The sequence below is a fragment of the Dorea sp. AF24-7LB genome, assembly GCF_003478575.1.
GTDB classification, from domain to species: Bacteria; Bacillota; Clostridia; order Lachnospirales; family Lachnospiraceae; genus Dorea_D; species Dorea_D hominis.
The window spans coordinates 1-13,833 of the sequence record NZ_QUFR01000008.1 but is presented as its reverse complement, the minus strand read 5'-3'; the positions used below and the strand labels follow the sequence as shown (position 1 = coordinate 13,833).

The 13,833-nt window shown below is 41.8% G+C and carries 14 protein-coding genes; 13 read left to right on the top strand and 1 reads right to left on the bottom strand.

The window, feature by feature from the left end:
* The 7 genes from sppA to DWY31_RS09035 all read left to right on the top strand — a co-directional run bounded on the left by sppA (position 1) and on the right by DWY31_RS09035 (position 5,679).
* The gene (sppA, locus tag DWY31_RS09065; protein ID WP_021861253.1) at positions 1-987 is read left to right on the top strand and encodes a signal peptide peptidase SppA; all 987 of its coding nucleotides are present in this window, start codon (positions 1-3) and stop codon (positions 985-987) included.
* On the top strand, positions 968-1,483 hold the full coding sequence (locus DWY31_RS09060) for an RDD family protein (RefSeq protein WP_021861254.1): 516 nt from the start codon (positions 968-970) through the stop codon (positions 1,481-1,483). Before sppA ends, DWY31_RS09060 begins: the two co-directional genes overlap by 20 nt.
* Positions 1,458-2,483 carry a tRNA preQ1(34) S-adenosylmethionine ribosyltransferase-isomerase QueA gene (queA, locus tag DWY31_RS09055; protein WP_021861255.1) on the top strand — a complete coding sequence of 342 codons (1,026 nt, stop codon included), beginning with the start codon at positions 1,458-1,460 and terminating at the stop codon, positions 2,481-2,483. Before DWY31_RS09060 ends, queA begins: the two co-directional genes overlap by 26 nt.
* A 27-nt stretch (positions 2,484-2,510) precedes the next feature.
* Positions 2,511-3,278 (top strand): hypothetical protein, encoded by a 768-nt coding sequence (locus DWY31_RS09050; protein ID WP_117538270.1) that lies wholly within the window; start codon positions 2,511-2,513, stop codon positions 3,276-3,278.
* An 8-nt stretch (positions 3,279-3,286) separates the two neighbouring features.
* Positions 3,287-3,964: a hypothetical protein gene (locus DWY31_RS09045; RefSeq protein WP_118520180.1), complete on the top strand. Its 678-nt coding sequence runs from the start codon at positions 3,287-3,289 to the stop codon at positions 3,962-3,964.
* A gap of 126 nt (positions 3,965-4,090) precedes the next feature.
* Positions 4,091-4,906, top strand: coding sequence for a YitT family protein (locus tag DWY31_RS09040; protein WP_442873168.1), 816 nt, complete (start codon positions 4,091-4,093; stop codon positions 4,904-4,906).
* A 32-nt stretch (positions 4,907-4,938) separates the two neighbouring features.
* Positions 4,939-5,679, top strand: a complete 741-nt coding sequence (locus DWY31_RS09035) for an SseB family protein (RefSeq protein ID WP_021861259.1) — start codon at positions 4,939-4,941, stop codon at positions 5,677-5,679.
* Positions 5,680-5,870: 191 nt separating this feature from the next.
* On the opposite strand, the gene DWY31_RS09030 is transcribed toward DWY31_RS09035, so the two are convergent.
* The gene (locus tag DWY31_RS09030) at positions 5,871-6,068 is read right to left on the bottom strand and encodes a cold-shock protein (protein ID WP_021861260.1); all 198 of its coding nucleotides are present in this window, start codon (positions 6,066-6,068) and stop codon (positions 5,871-5,873) included.
* 253 nt (positions 6,069-6,321) lie between these two features.
* Here DWY31_RS09030 and ptsP (DWY31_RS09025) point away from each other — a divergent pair, with 253 nt between their 5' ends.
* The 6 genes from ptsP (DWY31_RS09025) (at position 6,322) to ptsP (DWY31_RS09000) (ending at position 13,735) form a co-directional block, all read left to right on the top strand.
* Positions 6,322-7,947, top strand: a complete 1,626-nt coding sequence (gene ptsP / locus DWY31_RS09025) for a phosphoenolpyruvate--protein phosphotransferase (RefSeq protein ID WP_021861261.1) — start codon at positions 6,322-6,324, stop codon at positions 7,945-7,947.
* A gap of 199 nt (positions 7,948-8,146) precedes the next feature.
* Positions 8,147-8,896 (top strand): DeoR/GlpR family DNA-binding transcription regulator, encoded by a 750-nt coding sequence (locus DWY31_RS09020; RefSeq protein ID WP_021861262.1) that lies wholly within the window; start codon positions 8,147-8,149, stop codon positions 8,894-8,896.
* Entirely contained in the window at positions 8,893-9,813 is a 921-nt protein-coding gene (gene pfkB / locus DWY31_RS09015; RefSeq protein WP_118520178.1) for a 1-phosphofructokinase, read from the top strand. The genes DWY31_RS09020 and pfkB overlap by 4 nt, the downstream gene beginning before the upstream one ends.
* 11 nt (positions 9,814-9,824) lie before the next feature.
* The gene (locus tag DWY31_RS09010; protein WP_118520176.1) at positions 9,825-11,762 is read left to right on the top strand and encodes a PTS fructose transporter subunit IIABC; all 1,938 of its coding nucleotides are present in this window, start codon (positions 9,825-9,827) and stop codon (positions 11,760-11,762) included.
* Positions 11,763-11,838: 76 nt separating this feature from the next.
* Complete coding sequence (locus DWY31_RS09005; RefSeq protein ID WP_021861265.1) at positions 11,839-12,096, top strand: HPr family phosphocarrier protein; 258 nt, start codon at positions 11,839-11,841, stop codon at positions 12,094-12,096.
* Positions 12,097-12,112: 16 nt separating this feature from the next.
* A complete protein-coding gene (gene ptsP, locus DWY31_RS09000; protein ID WP_118520174.1) occupies positions 12,113-13,735 on the top strand; it encodes a phosphoenolpyruvate--protein phosphotransferase in 1,623 nt (540 codons plus the stop codon).
* Positions 13,736-13,833 lie beyond the last annotated feature (98 nt).

Here is a 13,833-nt window from a genome sequence, read left to right as displayed (position 1 = left end):
ATGAAAAAGAAACAGATCATAGGCCTGCTTATAGCAGGTCTTCTGTTCGCTGTGATCGGAGTGATCAGTGTATTTGTAAATACAGCGGCAGAAAGTATTATAGGGGATGCAGCAGAAGAGATCCTTGCAGGTGGCAGTAATTTTGATCCACCGGATGACGATTACATTGCAGTTGTGAAAGTGCAGGGAACGATTCAGGAACAGGCATCAGACACGACAGATATTCTGAGCGGACAGAACAGTGGTTATCAGCATGATACGACAATGGAGTATCTGGATGAACTTATGGATGACGAAAATAATAAAGGAATTTTGCTTTATGTAGATTCGCCGGGTGGAGCAGTCTACGAATCGGAAGAATTGTATGACAAACTGATGGAATACAAGAAGATAACCAAACAGCCAATCTGGACTTATATGGCACATTATGCTGCTTCGGGAGGTTATATGGCTTCTGTATCATCAGATAAAATCTATGCAAATAAGAATACAGTGACCGGTTCCATCGGAGTTATTATGTCCGGTTATGACCTGACAGGCTTATACAAGAAACTGGGCATCCGCTATGTGAGTATTACGAGCGGTAAAAATAAAGATTCCAGCAGACTGACAAAAGAGCAGGTGAAGATATACCAGTCACAGGTAGATGAGTGTTACGAAGCGTTTGTATCCAAAGTAGCTGACGGAAGAAAAATATCCAAAGAACAGGTGAAAAAGCTGGCTGATGGAAGAACTTACACAGCAACGCAGGCAAAAAATAATGGTCTGATCGATAAAATCAGCAGTTATGATGAGATGCAGGATGAAATGAGTGACAAACTTAAGACGGATGAATTCTATGAGCCGGAGCGTAAGACGAGCCTGCTGGATGAACTATTTGCGAAAGCAGGAAGTCTGGTTCCAAAGTCAGAGGCACAGGTATTGAAAGAGACTGCCGAAGAATGTAAAAGCGGAGGACTGATGTATTATGCAGAGGGATTGCAATAGTGAAAATCTGGAATACGCAGGATTCTGGGTAAGGTTTGCTGCATATGTGCTGGATCATATGATTATCTTTTTTGGACTTATCGGAGTCCGTCTGGTATTGGCGCTTGCTTCATTTGTATTAGGGCTTCTTGAGATTAACATATTGAATACGAATGTTTTGTTTCAATATTCCTTAAAAGATGTTGCACTTTATATTTGTCAGGTGTTATATTTTATTATATGTACTTACGAAACCGGAACAACTTTTGGAAAGCGCGTATTCCATCTTAAGGTTGTAAGTGCAAAAGAAGAAAGATTAGGTCTGTTCGATATTGTGTACAGAGAGACCATAGGACGATTTCTGTGCCACGTATCGTTAGGATTTGGCTATCTGCTGGCAGGATTGGATCAGCAGAAATGTGGACTGCATGACAGACTCAGTGATACGAGAGTTGTATATGCAAAGAAAATAAAGGAGATTCATATAGAAAATGAAAACACAGGATTTTTATTATGATCTGCCGGAAGAATTGATTGCACAGGATCCGCTTGAGGATCGTTCCAGCTCCAGGCTGCTTGTCCTTGACAAGAAGTCTGGGGCTGTTTCCCATCATGTATTTAAAGAGATTATTGACTATCTGCATGAGGGAGACTGTCTGGTTATCAATGACACGAAGGTAATTCCGGCAAGGCTGATTGGTTCCAAAGTAGGAACAAATGCAAAGATTGAGATTTTATTATTAAAAAGAAAAAGCGACAACACCTGGGAGACACTTGTAAAACCGGGGAAAAAGGCAAAAGTCGGAGCGAAGATCAGCTTCGGTGACGGACTTTTGATCGGAGAAGTTGTAGATATTGTAGAGGAGGGAAATCGTCTGATCCGGTTTACTTATGACGGGATTTTTGAAGAGATCCTTGACCAGCTTGGCCAGATGCCGCTTCCTCCTTACATCACACATCAACTGGAGGATAAGAATCGTTATCAGACTGTTTATGCGAAGCATAACGGCTCGGCAGCAGCGCCGACAGCAGGACTGCATTTTACACCGGAGCTTCTGGAAGCGATTAAGAAGAAAGGCGTGGATATCGCAAGTGTGACATTGCATGTCGGGCTTGGAACTTTCCGACCGGTGAAGGTAGATGAGATCACAGAACATCATATGCATTCGGAATTTTTCCAGATTACAGAAGAAGCAGCACAGAAGATCAATCATGCAAAAGAAAACGGCGGAAGAGTAATTTGTGTCGGAACGACAAGTTGCCGTACGATCGAATCCGCGGCAGATGAAGACGGGCATTTAAAAGCATGTAGCGGCTGGACAGAGATTTTTATCTATCCGGGATATAAGTTCAAGGTTTTAGACTGCCTGATCACGAATTTCCATTTGCCGGAGTCTACGCTGGTAATGCTTGTATCAGCACTTGCCGGAAGAGAGCATGTCCTTGCGGCATATGAAGAGGCAGTGAAAGAGAGATATCGATTTTTTTCGTTTGGAGATGCGATGTTTATCCAGTAAAATGGATACATAAAGAAGGGAGAAAAGATGCAGCAGATAATAAGTGGCAAAAAGGGATCGAACCGAGTAGCGCTTTTCTGTACAGCAGGAGTTCTGATCGGATTATTCAGCCACCTTTATGAGAAAGATACATTTTTTATAACAAAAGGAATACTGGGGCTTCCATACAAGATCAGTGAAGCAATCTATCAGTTTATGATTGGAACAGATGCGGCAGACGCAGAAGAGACTCTGGCGAATCTGAATACGGATTTTTTTCCACACAGTCTGATTGCCACAGGGATGGCAAGATGGATCACACCTATGCTGATTGGTTTATTTCTGGTGGGGTCCTTTGCGTATTTTACAGGAGATAAGAAAATATTTACGTTGCAGAGATATACACACTTTCTTTATGGAAATATTATTGTGATCGCAATGCTGATCTGTCTGACTTATGGCATTAATAAAAAGGCAGTCAGTGATTGTGGAGAGCTGAAAGGCATCAATACATTTGTATTTCAGAGTTCCCAGATGATCAGTGAGGAATTTTCGGGAAAATCAGCGCAAACTTTGAAAGATAGTTTACAGAAAGGTCTGAAAAAGGATCCGAGAATCACAAGAAATTATGAGGATGAGATAGAAATCGGGCTTATTATGGGGAATAAGACAAGATTTACAGATGCTTATGTAAATCCGCAAAAATGTTATATTGTGATAAATGACATTACAATTTATCATGTAGATAAGAAATTTGCAAACTATGTAAAACAGTATAAGATATCCGGTGATATTCCGGAATTCCGGAAACTGTAGGAGAAAGTATGATACGAGAAAGAGAGAATAAAAAAGAGCAGATTACTTTTTTGACGCTTACATTTTTGGTTGTATATAGTTGTTCCTATCTGTTATCGGATACTTTTGGACGTTTTATGCTGAGATATGGAAATCCGTTTGTCAGTTCGGCAAATCAGCCGGTCATTTATATGAATCTTGCTTTCACGGTGTTGGTACTGACTCTGGTGATAACGATTCGGCTTCTTATTAAAAGAACAGATTTTAAGAAAACAGTATCAGCGCTGGCTGTAGGGGGATGCCTTACGGCTTTGATTGTTGCAGGATATTTTGTAAATTGTAATTTTACGGCATCTGCCATGGAAGACAGAGCGGTGCTGGATCATTTTTTCTATAAAACATCCGATGAAAAATTAAATGAAAAATACGATGAAAATGAAACGAAAGAGATCATCCGCTTATGTAAACAGTTAAAACCGGTTTCTGAAAACGAGCAGAGAAAGCTTGAGAAGAATTACCGGAAGAACGGAGAATCTTCGGATGTGGTGTCAATAACTGTTATTTATGAAGAGTCTTTTGGACAGAATCTGGATATCAATATTAACATAGACGGAAATAAGATTTATGTTGATAAAGGAACCGGACTTCATGACAAAGAAGTTGTCGTGTTTTTTAAGGACAATGGGTTGACAAAATATTTTCGGTAAAAGGATTGCTTTCTTCTCTGTTTTTTTGTATGCTTGATGAGGAGTTTTCAAAAAAGTGGGGATAAGAGTATGAACGAAAAAAAGAAAATATGCTGTACGTTTGAGAATGTGAAAGAAGTTGCAGTTATGTCGGTTGCCGTGGGGATCATTGCATCGGCTGTTTACTTTTTCCTGATTCCGAGCCAGACATCAATCAGCAGTGTATCGGCGCTGGCAATCATTCTTGCACATTATGTGTCGCTTCCGGTATCGAGTGTTACCATGATCCTGAATGTAGTTCTGCTGGTGATCGGATTTCTGACCTGTGGGAAAGAATTTGGCGCGAAGACAGTATATACCAGTATTTTACTGCCGCTTTATCTGGCAGTCTTTGAGAAAATTTTTCCGGATTTTCAGTCTCTGACAGAAAGTACGGAACTGGATGTGTTATGTTATATTTTAGTTGTAAGTATCGGACTCGGCATTTTGTTCAATATGAATGCATCTTCCGGTGGATTGGATATCGTAGCGAAGATGATGAACAAGTATCTGCATATTGAACTGGGAAAGGCAATGTCCATTTCCGGGATGTGTGTAGCGCTTTCTTCAGCGCTGATTTATGATAAGAAAGCAGTTGTTTTGAGTATACTGGGTACATACTTCAACGGAATTGTGCTGGATCATTTTATATTTGGACAGAATGTGAAACGTCGTGTTTGCATCATTACAAAATATGAACAGGAAGTGCGGGAGTTTATCCTGCATGAATTGCACAGTGGTGCGACATTCTATGAAGCAATCGGTGCATATAATATGGAAAAATACAGAGAAATCATTACAATTGTGGATAAAAACGAGTATCAGAAACTAATGAATTACATTATCCACAAAGATCCGGAAGCTTTTGTTACGGTTTACACAGTGGCAGATATGCGCTATCGACCGAAAGTCAGATCGTTTTAAAAGAGGCGGAAGAAAGGAAGAGGAAATAAAAAATGGAAAAGATGGACGTGCTGGAGATGTTAAGAGAAGCAGAAGATATATATGTCATATATTCGGCTTGTACGAATATGCCATTTGTCTACTGTGATCCGGAGACTTATGATGATGAAGTGATCCTATTTGACAGTGAAGAAGAAGCAAAAAAACAGGCAGACAGAATGTTGGATGCCAAAATTCCGGTAAGACTTGTAAATGTGAAGAAGGAACACAGACTGGAATTTTTCACAGGTCTGTTTCCGATGGGAGTAAACTGTATTCTGGTTTGTACCGGTGAAGAGAAAGTGCAGGTACAGTTAAATGATCTGGTTATAAGAACAGCAGAAGAGGATCTTCCGGAGGATGAACCGAGAATTGAGAATCCGGAACTTCACCTGACAGCGCTTTATTTTGTACAGGAGCTTCGCCGAAATCCGGAAGAGATGACAGAAGAGATGGATGCGTTGAATGAAGAGATGATGGCGCATTTCTATGAAGGAAAATATCTGGTTGCAGTACAGGAAGACAATCAGATTCCGGCACTTCGCAGAACAAGTGGAAAAGTATATCAGCCAATCTTTACAGATCTGATGGAATTTGTAAAGTTTGATAAGGAACAGAAATACAGAGCATTGATCATGGATGCAGAGACGGTAGCAAAGCAGCTCCCGGATGGGATGGAAGGTGTAGCGATCAATCCATTTGGAGTAAATGTGCTGCTTGATATTTCAAAATCTACAGCAAGTGAAGAAGAATAAATGATGATATAACCTACAGAACCTGCCATTGGCAGATTCTTTCGGATGCTATGGCAACAAAAAGGCGGACAGTAGAAACTGTCCGCCTTCGCTGTCTTAATCTCATTTTTCGTGTATTACTTTTAAATATCTAAAATCCAGTTACTTTATATAGTTAAAAGGTACATCTAAATTTCGATTAAATCTGGCTCTTAGAGCTTCGTTACGTTCACTGCCTGAGGTCCCTTGGCGCCTTCTGTTACATCAAACTCAACTTCCTGTCCTTCTTCAAGAGACTTGAAGCCTTCCATATTCAGTCCTGAGTAGTGTACGAAAACGTCTTTGCCGGATTCATCAGAGATGAAACCATAGCCTTTTTGGTTGTTAAACCATTTTACTGTACCTTTCATGATGATACCTCCATAAAATGAAAAATAATAGATCCAGTGTAATCTGATGTCAGCCAAGATTACACTCCGTTACTTTAACATGTTTTGATAAAGAAGTCAACAAAAACGAAAGGGCTTTTGGCGATTTTACACAAAAGCAACAGCGCGTTTCGACATTTGCCGGTATCCTTTCCTTGACGAAAGAGTATGGAACGTGTAAAGTATATTTAGGAGATTTTACGCAAATATTTCGAAGAAGTGAGGATATAATAGTATGATTACATTAACGGGGAAGAAAATTTCAGAAGGGATCGCAATCGGAAAGCTTTCTTTATATAAACGTGATATTAAAGAAATCAAACGGATTTATGTAAAAGATATTGAAAAAGAAGTTGCCCGTTTTCAAAAAGCCAAAGATAAGGCATTTATGGAACTGAAAGTGATGCATACTTCTTCTATCAAAGAAGTGGGAGAGGCGAATGCAGCTATTTTCGAAATGCAGCAGCAGATTTTAGAGGACGAGGAATTTGTCGGAAAGATTACGAATATCATTCTGGAAGAGAAGCTGAATGCAGAATTTGCAGTCTCCCATGCAGCTGAAGAACTGATCAAGAACGGACCGGAAGAAGATAAGAATTACCTGAAAGGGCATGATGCAGATATTCGCGATGTGGCGATCCGCCTGATCCGGATCCTGTCCAGAAGCTGGAAGGATCGTCTGCTTTCAGATGAACCATTTATTCTGGCTGCATCAGAGCTTTATCCAAGTGAGGCAATGCAGTTAGAGAAGTCCAAGGTACTTGGTTTTGTGACGCGTTATGGAACGATCAATTCCCATACGGCAGTGATTGCCCGTACAAAAGGAATCCCGGCAGTCATCGGACTGGGTGATGCGCTGAAGAAAGAGTACGATGGAAAGACGATCATCATTGACGGATTTGAAGGAAAGGTTTACATCGAGCCGGATTATACAACGATCACGCAGATGAAGAAGCGACAGGACGCTAACCATGAGAAGACGCGGAATCTGGAACGGCTGAAAGGAAAAGAGAATATTACACAGAGCGGTCAGAAAATTGATATCTGTGCGAATATCGGTAACAGAGAGGATATTGAGAATGTAATCCGAAGTGACGCCGGTGGAATCGGGCTGTTCAGAAGTGAGTTCCTGTATATGGAGAATGGTGGAAAGCTGCCAACAGAAGAGCAGCAGTTCCAGACATATAAGCTGGCAGCAGAATCAATGGGGATCAAGCGAGTTGTGATCCGTACAGCAGATCTTGGCGGAGAGAAGCAGGCGGCATGCTTTGAAATCGGACCGGAGAAGAATCCGTCCATGGGTTACCGTGGAATCAGAGTATCGCTGGAGAAAGAAGATATGTTTAAGACGCAGCTCCGTGCAATTTTAAGAGCTTCTGTATATGGTAATGTTGCAATTATGTTTCCAATGATCTCTACTGTGGAAGAAGTAAGAAGTGCAAAGCTTCTGTTAGAGAGAGCGAAAAAAGAGCTGAGTGCCGAGAAGACCGCTTATAATAAAGAAATCCAGGTCGGCGTAATGATAGAGACACCGGCGGCAGTCATGATTAGCGGAGAACTTGCAAGAGAGGTTGATTTCTTCAGTATCGGAACGAATGATCTGCTGCAATTCACACTCGGAATGGATCGTGAGAATGAGCGGATGGAGAAATATTTTGATCCGCACCATCCGGCGATACTTAAGATGCTGCGTATTGTAGCTAATAACGTTCATCTGGAAGAAAAGCCAATCAGTATCTGCGGAGATATGGCGGCAGATCTGTCATTGACAGAATTTTTCCTGCAGATTGGCATTGATGAATTATCAGTAGCACCGGGGCAGGTACTGGCGCTTCGTAAGAAGATCCGCGAGATCCAGTAGTTTATGATTGCCAGGAGTGTTGCAGTTAAAAATATATAGATGTTATAAAAGGATTTTTGTTTTTTGTGCAGTTTGTACGAAGATAAAGGTCCTTTTTTGATGATTATTTTTGATTGAAAATGATTGACTTTGACTGAAAATGATTGTAGTATAAACATAAAGATGAATGAAAGTGATTGAAAATGAAAGGATGAAGGGAATGCTTGCAGAAGAAAGATATAGCGAAATCCTTCGTGTTGTAAATGAAGAACATGCGGTTACAGTCCAGGAACTGACAGAACTTCTGGACACTTCGGAATCTACAATACGAAGAGATCTGACAACACTTCATAAACGGGGCGAGCTGGTGAAAGTACATGGTGGCGCAACCGCAGTAGAATCTGGATATACAACAAAGGATGCGGCGTTGTCTGTACGAAGAGACCTGAACCGTGAAGTAAAGCAGAAAATTGGCAAATATGCGGCGACACTTGTTCAGGCAGATGATTTTGTATATCTGGATGCCGGAAGTAGCGTGGATATAATGATTGATTATCTGACACAGGCAGATGCAGTCTATGTAACGAATTCCATTGGCCATGCACAAAAGCTGCTGCAGAAAGGCTTTCGTGTCATTCTGATCGGTGGAGAGCTGAAAGCGATAACAGAAGCAATCGTCGGAGCCGATGCCATTTCCGGACTTCGTAAATATAATTTTACGAAAGGTTTCTTCGGAACAAACGGTGTACATCCGGATGCAGGATATACCACACCGGATATTGCTGAAGCAATGGTAAAAGAAAAAGCAATGGAGCAGTGCCGTGAATGTTTTGTTCTTGCGGACGCGACGAAGATCAATCAGATCTCATCGGTTACTTTTTCTGCATTTGAAGACGCAAAGCTGCTCACAATAGGAATAGCAGATGAAAAATATAAAAAATATAAAAATGTTATGGAGGTTGAGGCATGATTTACACAGTTACTTTTAACCCCTCTCTGGATTATGTGATCCAGGTGGATAAGCTTGTGCCGGGTGAGATCAACCGGACAACACATGAGGCTGTTTATCCGGGGGGCAAAGGAAATAATGTTTCCGTAATCCTGTCGAATCTGGGACACTCCAGTAAAGCGCTTGGCTTTACCGCTGGTTTTACAGGAGAGGCATTAGAAAATATGCTGAAGGAATTTGGATGTGATACTGCATTTATAAGACTCCCGGAAGGTTCCACAAGAATCAATGTGAAGATTAATGCAGGCGAAGAGACAGAGATCAACGGACAGGGGCCGGTGATCACAGAAGAAGCACAGCAGGCATTATTTGAACAGTTGGATGCATTAAAAAAAGAAGATATACTCGTACTTGCAGGAAGTATTCCGAATACACTTCCGTCTGATATTTATGAACGGATTCTGGAACATTTACAGGGAAGAGGAATTCATTTTGTTGTGGATGCGACGAAGGAACTTCTCCTGAAAGTATTAAAGTATCATCCGTTCCTGATCAAGCCAAACAATCATGAACTTGGCGAAATGTTCGGAGTGACATTAAAGACCAGGGACGAGATTGTGACTTATGCGAAGAAACTGCAGGAGATGGGAGCGAAAAATGTACTCGTATCCATGGCAGGTGACGGCGCCATTCTCTTGACAGAAGATGGCATTATATATAAAGCAAAACCACCAAAAGGAAAAGTTCTGAACTCAGTGGGAGCAGGAGATTCTATGGTGGCAGGATTTCTGACCGGATATTTGAATACCGGAGAATATGAAAAAGCATTCCGGCTTGGTGTTGTGACTGGAAGTGCGACAGCTTTTCAATACTGGCTGGCGACAAAAGAAGATATCGTTGCATTGATGGAAGATAAACCAGAAACTTATGGATTATAGGAGGAAGAAAGATGAAGATCGTAGACTTGCTGAAAAAAGAAAGTATTGATCTGAACGGAACTGTCTCAGATAAGAAAGAGACGATTGAGAAAATGGTTTCTCTGATGGCTGCCGGAGGAAACATCACAGATGTGGAGCGTTATAAGGAAGGAGTTTTCTTAAGAGAAGAAGAAGGAACAACTGGTATCGGTGAAGGAATTGCGATTCCGCATGCGAAGACAGATGCAGTAGCGAAGCCCGGACTTGCAGCAATGGTTGTAAAAGATGGTGTGGATTATGATTCGCTGGACGGAGAACCGGTACATCTTATTTTCCTGATCGCGGCACCGAACACAGAAGATAATGTACATCTGGAAGTACTGAGTCGTCTGTCCATGCTTTTGATGGATGATGACTTCCGCGCGAATCTGCAGAGTGCAGAGTCAGTAGAGGAATTTCTTGGATATATTGATGCAGCAGAAAAAGCAAAATTTCCGGATGAAGCAGAACAGGAAGAAAAGCGGGAAGAAAAACCGGCAGAAAAAACAGGCTACCAGATCCTTGCAGTTACGGCATGTCCGACTGGAATCGCACACACATACATGGCAGCGGAGAGTCTGGAAAATAAAGCAAAAGAGATGGGTTATACGATCAAAGTTGAGACAAATGGTTCCGGTGGAGATAAGAACGTGCTGACTGCAGAAGAAATCGCAGCATGTGACTGTATCATCATTGCAGCAGATAAAGATGTCAGAATGGCAAGATTCGATGGTAAACCGGTGATCATGACGAAGGTAGCAAACGGAATCAGCAAAGCAGAAGAGCTTATCACAAAGGCAATGAGTGGCGAAGTTCCGGTTTATCACAACAAAGGTGGCGAAGAAGCTTCCATGAGCAGTGAAGGTGAGAGCCTTGGACGTAAGATCTACAAGAGTTTGATGAATGGTGTATCCCATATGCTTCCGTTCGTCATCGGCGGCGGTATTCTGATCGCGCTTTCTTTCCTGGTAGATGCCGGAAACGCCGGAACAGATACTTTTGGTAACGGGACCCCATTGGCACATTTCCTGAATACAGTAGGAAATACATCCTTTGGAATGATGTTCCCGGTACTTGCGGGATATATCGCAATGGCGATCGGAGACAGACCGGCACTAATGCCTGGTATTGTCGGTGGTCTGCTCGCAAAAGCAGGAACCTCTATCTTCCTTCCGGAAGAGAAATGGATCTCATCCGGATTTTTCGGAGCACTGATCGCAGGTTTTGTAGCAGGATATCTGATGTTGCTGATTAAAAAACTGCTGGAGAAACTTCCAAAAGCACTGGAAGGGACCAAACCGGTTCTGTTATATCCATTCTTTGGAATTCTGGCAATGGGTGCAATCATGATCTTTCTCGTAAATCCGCCGGTTGGAGCATTTAACACATGGCTTTACAACGGACTGGCAGGAATGGGAGAATCCAGCAAAGTTCTTTTGGGAGCACTTCTCGGAGGAATGATGTCCATTGATTTCGGAGGGCCGTTTAACAAAGCAGCGTATGTATTTGGTACTGCGGCGATCGGAAGCGGACAGTTTGATATTATGGCAGCGGTTATGATCGGAGGAATGACTCCGCCAATCGGAATCGCACTTGCAACAACATTTTTCAAGAGCAGATTTACAAAGAGCGAACAGCAGACAAGTATTACAAACTACATCATGGGATTATCCTTTATTACAGAAGGTGCCATTCCATTTGCAGCATCCGATCCGCTTCGTATCATCCCACCTTGCGTAGTCGGTTCTGCTGTAGCAGGAGCATTATCTATGGCATTTGGATGCGGTTCCCGAGCACCTCACGGAGGAATTTTCGTAGTTGGTATTATGGAACATGCACCGATGTTTTTACTGGCACTTGTTATTGGCTCTATTATAACGATGGCAGGAATTGTACTGTTGAAGAAGCCATTGACAGATCAGACAAAATAAGTTAATTAATTGATATAGAAGTATTTTAGTTGTAAGTAACAAAAAATTATAATAAAGAGAAAAGGAGAACAAAAAAATGAAAGAATTTAAGTATGTAATCACAGATCCAGAAGGAATCCATGCAAGACCGGCAGGACTTTTAGTAAAGAAGGCAGCCTCCTATGCATCAACAATTATGATCGGCAAAGGTGAAAAGAGCGCAGACGCTAAGAGAATCTTTGGTGTTATGGGACTTGGAGTGAAAAACGGAGAAGAAATCTTCATGACAGCAGAAGGTGCTGACGAAGCAGAAGCAATCGAAGGAATGGAACAGTTTTTCAAAGAGAACCTGTAAGAAGAGGTAGAAGGCTATGATTACTTTATCAGGAAAAAGTGTATTTGGAGGAATTGCGATTGGAAAAATCGCATTTTACAAAAGAAATGAAATCCAGATCAAGCGGAGCCGTGTAGAAGATACCGAACAGGAAGTGAAGCGTTTTGAGGCTGCAAAAGAAAAAGCAGTCTCACAGCTTCAGGAATTACATGACAAGGCCCTGGATGACGTTGGCGAGACAAATGCCATGATTTTTGAAATTCACCAGATGATGCTGGAAGATCTAGACTATGTAGAGTCTATTGTAAATATTATTACTTCCCAGGAAGTGAATGCAGAATATGCAGTTGCGACAACAGCCGATAATTTTGCGGCAATGTTTGCGGCGATGGATGATGCATATATGCAGGGACGTGCAGCGGATGTAAAAGATGTATCCGAACGTCTGATCCAGGTTTTAAGTGACCAGAACAGTGCATCCATGGAAATGAATGAACCGGTGATCATTGCAGCAGATGATCTTGTCCCAAGCGAGACAGTACAGCTGGATAAAGAAAAAGTTCTTTCTTTTATTACAATGTACGGTTCTGCAAATTCACATACCGCGATTTTGGCAAGAACGATGAACATTCCGGCAGTGATTGGCATCGGAGAAGACCTGAAAAAGGAATATGACGGAAAAGAAGCAATCGTAGACGGAATGGAAGGTGTAATCTACATCGATCCGGATAAAGAGACATTTACGCGTATGCGCGAGAAACAAAAAGAAGATCAGGAGCAGAAAACACTGTTGGAGCAGCTTAAGGGTAAAGAAAATATTACGAAAAGCGGTCAGAAAGTAATGGTATATGCCAATATCGGAAATCTTTCAGATGTTGGTGCTGTTCTTAAAAACGATGCAGGCGGTATTGGGCTGTTCCGAAGTGAGTTCTTATATCTGGAAAGTGAAACTTTCCCGACTGAGGAAGAGCAGTTTAAGGTATACAAACAGGTTGCGGAAAATATGGCAGGAAAACGTGTCATTATCCGTACGCTTGATATAGGAGCCGACAAGCAGGTAGATTATTTCGGACTGGATAAAGAAGAAAATCCGGCACTTGGATATCGTGCGATTCGTATCTGCCTGACAAGACAGGAGATTTTTAAGACACAACTCCGTGCGCTGTATCGTGCATCGGCTTACGGTCAGATTGCAATCATGTTCCCAATGATCATATCTGTAGATGAAGTAAAGCAGATCAAAAAGATTATTGAGGAAGTAAAGCAGGAACTTAGGGAAGAAGGAATTGATTTCCGCGAGAATGTTGAACTTGGTGTTATGATCGAGACACCGGCAGCAGTCATGGTAAGTCGTGACCTTGCAAAAGAAGTGGATTTCTTTAGTGTCGGAACAAATGACCTGACACAGTATACATTGGCGATCGACCGTCAGAATCAGAAGCTGGAACCGTTTTATGATTCCCATCATCCGGCAGTATTATCTATGATCCGTATGGCAGCAGAAAATGCACATGCAGAAGGAAAATGGATTGGAATCTGCGGAGAACTCGGAGCAGACTTAAGTCTGACAGAGACATTCCTTGAGATGGGAATTGATGAATTATCCGTTGCACCGGGAATGATTCTCCCGCTCCGCAAACGAATAAGAGAAGCAGATTAGAAGCAAAATAAAAAAATATAAACCCCTCCTAAAAATAATATATAGCCATGAGCAAAACTCCACACATTCAGTATTTATGCGGGTTTGCGAGGCATGGC

What these genes read in the sequence shown, in the direction of transcription:
- sppA (WP_021861253.1), top strand. Translation starts at nt 1, where the DNA reads ATGAAAAAGAAACAGATCATAGGCCTGCTTATAGCAGGTCTTCTGTTC.
- DWY31_RS09060 (WP_021861254.1), top strand. Translation starts at nt 968, where the DNA reads ATGCAGAGGGATTGCAATAGTGAAAATCTGGAATACGCAGGATTCTGG.
- queA (WP_021861255.1), top strand. Translation starts at nt 1,458, where the DNA reads ATGAAAACACAGGATTTTTATTATGATCTGCCGGAAGAATTGATTGCA.
- DWY31_RS09050 (WP_117538270.1), top strand. Translation starts at nt 2,511, where the DNA reads ATGCAGCAGATAATAAGTGGCAAAAAGGGATCGAACCGAGTAGCGCTT.
- DWY31_RS09045 (WP_118520180.1), top strand. Translation starts at nt 3,287, where the DNA reads ATGATACGAGAAAGAGAGAATAAAAAAGAGCAGATTACTTTTTTGACG.
- DWY31_RS09040 (WP_442873168.1), top strand. Translation starts at nt 4,091, where the DNA reads ATGTCGGTTGCCGTGGGGATCATTGCATCGGCTGTTTACTTTTTCCTG.
- DWY31_RS09035 (WP_021861259.1), top strand. Translation starts at nt 4,939, where the DNA reads ATGGAAAAGATGGACGTGCTGGAGATGTTAAGAGAAGCAGAAGATATA.
- DWY31_RS09030 (WP_021861260.1), bottom strand. Translation starts at nt 6,068, where the DNA reads ATGAAAGGTACAGTAAAATGGTTTAACAACCAAAAAGGCTATGGTTTC.
- ptsP (WP_021861261.1), top strand. Translation starts at nt 6,322, where the DNA reads ATGATTACATTAACGGGGAAGAAAATTTCAGAAGGGATCGCAATCGGA.
- DWY31_RS09020 (WP_021861262.1), top strand. Translation starts at nt 8,147, where the DNA reads ATGCTTGCAGAAGAAAGATATAGCGAAATCCTTCGTGTTGTAAATGAA.
- pfkB (WP_118520178.1), top strand. Translation starts at nt 8,893, where the DNA reads ATGATTTACACAGTTACTTTTAACCCCTCTCTGGATTATGTGATCCAG.
- DWY31_RS09010 (WP_118520176.1), top strand. Translation starts at nt 9,825, where the DNA reads ATGAAGATCGTAGACTTGCTGAAAAAAGAAAGTATTGATCTGAACGGA.
- DWY31_RS09005 (WP_021861265.1), top strand. Translation starts at nt 11,839, where the DNA reads ATGAAAGAATTTAAGTATGTAATCACAGATCCAGAAGGAATCCATGCA.
- ptsP (WP_118520174.1), top strand. Translation starts at nt 12,113, where the DNA reads ATGATTACTTTATCAGGAAAAAGTGTATTTGGAGGAATTGCGATTGGA.